This is a genomic window from Streptomyces sp. CNQ085, assembly GCF_022614595.1.
Lineage (GTDB): Bacteria > Actinomycetota > Actinomycetes > Streptomycetales > Streptomycetaceae > Streptomyces.
In genome coordinates this window covers 9,000-14,363 of record NZ_JAJFAU010000128.1, presented here as the reverse complement: position 1 = coordinate 14,363, position 5,364 = coordinate 9,000, and the positions used below count along the sequence as shown (strand labels likewise).

Annotated in this window: 5 protein-coding genes; 4 read left to right on the top strand and 1 reads right to left on the bottom strand. The window is 71.6% G+C overall.

From position 1 onward, the window contains the following. Positions 1-76: 76 nt before the first annotated feature. Positions 77-382, bottom strand: coding sequence for a WhiB family transcriptional regulator (locus LJ221_RS19040; protein ID WP_241717940.1), 306 nt, complete (start codon positions 380-382; stop codon positions 77-79). A 387-nt stretch (positions 383-769) separates the two neighbouring features. On the opposite strand from LJ221_RS19040, the gene LJ221_RS19035 reads away from it, so the two are divergent. The 4 genes from LJ221_RS19035 to LJ221_RS19020 all read left to right on the top strand — a co-directional run bounded on the left by LJ221_RS19035 (position 770) and on the right by LJ221_RS19020 (position 5,232). Then, entirely contained in the window at positions 770-1,381 is a 612-nt protein-coding gene (locus LJ221_RS19035) for a response regulator transcription factor (protein ID WP_003948568.1), read from the top strand. Positions 1,382-1,730: 349 nt separating this feature from the next. Beyond that, positions 1,731-2,327, top strand: a complete 597-nt coding sequence (locus LJ221_RS19030; protein ID WP_281250789.1) for a sigma-70 family RNA polymerase sigma factor — start codon at positions 1,731-1,733, stop codon at positions 2,325-2,327. Positions 2,328-2,469: 142 nt separating this feature from the next. Next, the gene (gene guaB / locus LJ221_RS19025) at positions 2,470-3,999 is read left to right on the top strand and encodes an IMP dehydrogenase (protein ID WP_241717938.1); all 1,530 of its coding nucleotides are present in this window, start codon (positions 2,470-2,472) and stop codon (positions 3,997-3,999) included. A gap of 123 nt (positions 4,000-4,122) precedes the next feature. Next, positions 4,123-5,232 carry a GuaB3 family IMP dehydrogenase-related protein gene (locus tag LJ221_RS19020; protein ID WP_241717937.1) on the top strand — a complete coding sequence of 370 codons (1,110 nt, stop codon included), beginning with the start codon at positions 4,123-4,125 and terminating at the stop codon, positions 5,230-5,232. The last annotated feature ends 132 nt before the right edge of the window (positions 5,233-5,364 follow it).

Below are 5,364 nucleotides of genomic sequence, written 5' to 3'. Positions count from 1 at the left end.
GCCCGGCACCCGGGCGTGCCGGGCGCGGATCCGCGGAGAGTGTCGGGGGGCGTTCGGGGGCGTGCGAAGCGCGGCGCTACGCTCCGGCCGCGCCGATCAGCCTGGTGCGGGCCCGCCCCATGAGTTCCTCGCGCTCGTCCTCGGTCAGTCCGCCCCACACCCCGTACGGCTCACGCACGGTGAGCGCGTGGGCGGCGCACTCCGCCCGCACCGGGCAGCGCATGCACACCTCCTTCGCGGAGGCCTCGCGTGCGCTGCGGGCAGCTCCGCGCTCCCCCTCGGGGTGGAAGAACAGCGAGCTGTCGACTCCTCGACAGGCGGCCAGCAGCTGCCAGTCCCACAGATCGGCGTTGGGACCCGGAAGGCGGGAGAAATCTGCCATGGCTCGTCCTCTCGAAGCGAACTGATGCCGGGGAACCAGTCGAGAACAGTCACGACCGTACATCCACGGTACGAGTAGATGTAAATATGCATCTTCGAGATTATTGGGACATACGCGGGTAATAAAAAGAAAACCCTCCAAACAGGGCAAATGACGACACGGCCGCTGATCTGCGCGGGATACCCTCTCCGTGTCGACGCAATCACGTAGGGTGTTGAAAGCGGACGCCGGAGACCGTAACTCTTTCGGGTGACCGTCGTTGAGTGTGCGGAGGCGGTTGACACAGACAAGTGCCGGACGGATGTCCGGGACGGTCAACCGCACAGGTGACGATTCGTACCAGCCCTGGAGGCCTAAGGTGATGCGCATGAGCTGCGGAGGGCGATCATGACTTCCGTCCTCGTCTGCGACGACTCCCCGCTTGCCCGAGAGGCGCTGCGCCGCGCGGTCGCGACCGTGCCCGGTGTGGAACGTGTGACGACCGCGGCCAACGGCGAGGAAGTCCTCCGCCGCTGGGGCGCGGACCGGTCCGACCTCATCCTCATGGACGTCCGGATGCCCGGCCTGGGCGGTGTCGAGACCGTGCGGCGCCTGCTGTCGGCCGACCCCGGCGCCCGCATCATCATGCTGACCGTGGCGGAGGACCTGGACGGCGTCGCACTCGCCGTCGCCGCCGGCGCCCGCGGCTACCTGCACAAGGACGCCTCGCGCGCCGAGCTGCGGGCCACGGTCACCCAGGCGCTGGCCGACCCCACCTGGCGGCTCGCGCCGCGGCGGCTGCGCTCGGCCGAGATGGGTGCCGCGCCGACACTCACCGCCCGTGAGATCCAGGTGCTGGAGGGGATGAGCCACGGCCGCTCCAACGCCGAGATCGGACGCGAGCTGTTCCTGTCCGAGGACACGGTGAAGACCCATGCGCGGAGACTGTTCAAGAAGCTGGGAGCCTCCGACAGGGCACACGCCGTGGCGCTCGGCTTCCGCTGGGGCCTCGTCCGTTAGGGGGTGTCGTGGAAGTCCCGTCCGCCGGTCCGGTCCCCCCCCCGGACCGCGGACACCCGGCGGCACCGGAGTGGTGGAGCCGCCGCGCTCCTCGCCCGCGGCCGTCCTCGCACGTCGTACGCACTGTGCGTGCGGGGTGCGGGGCGTGGGCGGGGCCCCGGGAGGACGCTCCGGTGCCGTAATCCCCGGTGTGCCGCATCCTGGATGTATGGAGTTCCTCGGGGACGTGACGGCCAGGCGTGAGGGGAGGGCGCGGGACGTGACAGCGAGTGCCCCTGCCCATAACGCTTCAGCGCACAACCACGGACGGGGTGCGGCGGAACGGCCGCGCCGGGTGCACCATGGACCGATGCGTGACGACGAGACGCCATCCGCGGCGGACGGCCGCGGTGAGATCGGTGCCCTCGTCCAGCGTGCGGTGGAGGGCGACGAGCGGGCCACCCACGACCTCCTCGCCCGCGTCCACCCCCTCGCCCTGCGGTACTGCAGGACGCGGCTGACCCGGCTGCCCGGGGACGCCCGGCACTTCGTGGACGACCTGGCGCAGGAGGTCTGCCTGGCGGTGCTGTGCGCGCTGCCGCGCTACCGCGACACCGGCAAGCCCTTCGAGGCGTTCGTGGTCGCCATCGCCCAGCACAAGGTCGCCGACCTCCAGCGGGCCGCCATGCGCGGGCCGGGCAGCACCGCGGTGCCCTCGGACGAGATGCCCGAGCGGCCCGACGACTCGCTGGGTCCGGAGGAGCGGGCCCTGCTGAGCAGCGACGCGGAGTGGGCGAGGAAGCTGCTGGCCAACCTTCCCGAACACCAGCGCGAACTGGTGCTGCTGCGAGTGGCGGTCGGACTCACCGCCGAGGAGACCGGGCAGATGCTCGGAATGTCCCCGGGGGCCGTACGCGTTGCCCAGCATCGAGCCCTGTCACGGCTGCGCGCTCTCGCGGAGCAGTGATCCGGGGCCGGTCACAGCTGTCCGGCGGTCCGGCGGCGGAGCCGCGGACGGTTCCGCGGGCGGCACGGGGCCCTTCCCGGGCCCGTTAGCATGGACGTCCGCGCCGGGCAAGAGTATTGGGGAAGGTGCCATGGAAGGCGTCATGACGGACAACGTCGGCAGTGCGGGCAGCGTCGGCAGTGCCGACGGGGTTCCCGCGAAGTTCGCCGCACTCGGGCTGACCTACGACGACGTGCTGCTGCTGCCGGGCGAGTCGGACATGGCCCCGCAGGACATCGACACCTCCTCGTACGTCTCGCGCAACGTGAGGGTGAACGTCCCGCTGATCTCCGCGGCGATGGACAAGGTCACCGAGGCCCGCATGGCGATCGCCATGGCCCGGCAGGGCGGTGTCGGCGTGCTGCACCGCAACCTGTCGATCGAGGGCCAGGCCTACCAGGTCGACCAGGTCAAGCGGTCGGAGTCCGGCATGGTCACCGATCCGATCACCATCCGCCCCGACGCCACGCTGCGCGAGGCCGACGAGCTGTGCGGCCGCTTCCGCATCAGCGGCGTGCCGGTCACCGACGCGGCCGGCAGGCTGCTGGGCATCGTCACCAACCGCGACATGGCCTTCGAGACCGACCGCAGCCGCGAGGTCCGCGAGGTCATGACGCCGATGCCGCTGGTCACCGGCAAGGTGGGCATCTCGCGCGCGGACGCCATGGAGCTGCTGCGCCGTCACAAGATCGAGAAACTGCCACTGGTCGACGGCGGGGGCGTGCTCAAGGGTCTGATCACCGTCAAGGACTTCGTCAAGGCGGAGAAGTACCCGCACGCCGCCAAGGACGCCGAGGGCCGGCTCATCGTCGGCGCGGCGGTCGGGGTGGCCGGCGACGCCTTCGAGCGGGCCCAGGCGCTGATCGAGGCGGGCGCCGACTTCATCGTCGTGGACACCGCGCACGGCCACTCGAAGCTGGTCGGCGAGATGATCGCCAAGATCAAGTCCAACTCCTCGGTCGACGTGGTGGGCGGCAACGTCGCCACCCGCGACGGCGCCAGGGCGCTGATCGACTCCGGCGCCGACGGCGTCAAGGTCGGCGTCGGTCCGGGCTCGATCTGTACCACCCGCGTCGTCGCCGGCATCGGCGTCCCGCAGGTCACCGCGATCTACGAGGCGGCGCTCGCCGCGAGGGAGAGCGGCGTCCCGGTCATCGGCGACGGCGGGCTGCAGTACAGCGGCGACATCGCCAAGGCCCTGGTCGCCGGCGCCGACACCGTGATGCTCGGCAGCCTGCTGGCCGGCTGCGAGGAGTCGCCGGGCGAGCTGCTGTTCATCAACGGCAAGCAGTTCAAGTCCTACCGCGGCATGGGCTCGCTGGGTGCGATGCAGTCGCGCGGCCAGGCCAAGTCCTACTCCAAGGACCGCTACTTCCAGGAGGCGGTCGGCGCCGACGACAAGCTCATCCCCGAGGGCGTCGAGGGCCAGGTCCCCTACCGCGGCCCGCTGGGCGCGGTGGTGCACCAGCTCGTTGGTGGCCTGCGGCAGTCGATGTTCTACGTCGGAGGCCGGACGGTGCCGGAGCTGAAGGCCAGGGGCCGCTTCGTGCGTATCACCGCGGCCGGGCTCAAGGAGAGCCATCCGCACGACGTCCAGATGACCACCGAGGCGCCGAACTACTCCCGGCGTTGAGACGGACCGACCGGAAGCGGTTACGGCCCGCCCGGGCCGTGACCGCTTCCGGCGCCCCGGTGCGCGCCCCCGGTGCCCCGCTCGGGGATACTGGGGGCGTAGACCGTAGGAAGGGCACAGCACGTGACTGAGATCGAGATCGGCCGCGGCAAGCGCGGGAGGCGGGCGTACGCCTTCGACGACATCGCGGTGGTGCCCAGCCGCCGCACGCGGGACCCGAAGGAGGTCTCGATCGCCTGGCAGATCGACGCCTACCGCTTCGAGCTGCCGTTCCTGGCCGCCCCGATGGACTCGGTCGTCTCGCCGCGCACCGCGATCCGCATCGGCGAGCTGGGCGGCCTGGGGGTACTCAACCTCGAGGGCCTGTGGACGCGTTACGAGGATCCCGAGCCGCTGCTCCACGAGATCGCCGAGCTGGACGAGGGCGCGGCGACCCGCCGCCTCCAGGAGATCTACTCCGCCCCCGTCCAGGAGGAGCTGATCGGGCAGCGGATCAAGGAGGTGCGCGACTCCGGCGTGGTGACGGCCGCCGCGCTGTCGCCGCAGCGCACCGCGCAGTTCTCCAAGGCGGTCGTGGACGCGGGCGTGGACATCTTCGTCATCCGCGGCACCACCGTCTCCGCCGAGCACGTCTCCTCGGCGGCCGAACCGCTCAACCTCAAGCAGTTCATCTACGAGCTCGATGTCCCCGTCATCGTCGGCGGCTGTGCCACGTACACCGCCGCGCTGCACCTGATGCGCACCGGTGCGGCGGGCGTACTCGTCGGTTTCGGCGGCGGCGCCGCGCACACCACCCGCAACGTGCTGGGCATCCAGGTGCCGATGGCCACCGCCGTCGCCGACGTGGCGGCGGCCCGCCGCGACTACCTGGACGAGTCCGGCGGCCGGTACGTCCACGTCATCGCCGACGGCGGCGTGGGCTGGTCCGGCGACCTGCCCAAGGCCGTCGCCTGCGGCGCGGACGCGGTGATGATGGGCTCCCCGCTGGCCCGCGCCACCGACGCGCCCGGCCATGGGCACCACTGGGGCATGGAGGCCGTCCACGAGGACGTGCCGCGCGGCAGGCGCGTCAACCTCGGCACGGTCGGCACCACCGAGGAGATCCTGCTCGGTCCCTCGCACAGCCCCGAGGGCCACATGAACTTCTTCGGCGCCCTGCGCCGGGCCATGGCCACCACCGGCTACTCGGAGCTCAAGGAGTTCCAGCGCGTGGAGGTCACCGTCTCCCGCTGACGGCGGTTCTCGGGGGCACCCCGGAGCGCGCGAGGTACCGGGCCCGGTGTCCTGCTCGCCACGGGACTGCCCGGGCAGGGAGGGCTCGGAGGACTCGGGCGCGTCGGCCGGCCCCCGCGGGCCGTCCTGCGG

Coding starts and splice junctions, on each gene's coding strand:
- LJ221_RS19040 (WP_241717940.1), bottom strand. CDS start 382: ATGGCAGATTTCTCCCGCCTTCCGGGTCCCAACGCCGATCTGTGGGAC.
- LJ221_RS19035 (WP_003948568.1), top strand. CDS start 770: ATGACTTCCGTCCTCGTCTGCGACGACTCCCCGCTTGCCCGAGAGGCG.
- LJ221_RS19030 (WP_281250789.1), top strand. CDS start 1,731: ATGCGTGACGACGAGACGCCATCCGCGGCGGACGGCCGCGGTGAGATC.
- guaB (WP_241717938.1), top strand. CDS start 2,470: ATGACGGACAACGTCGGCAGTGCGGGCAGCGTCGGCAGTGCCGACGGG.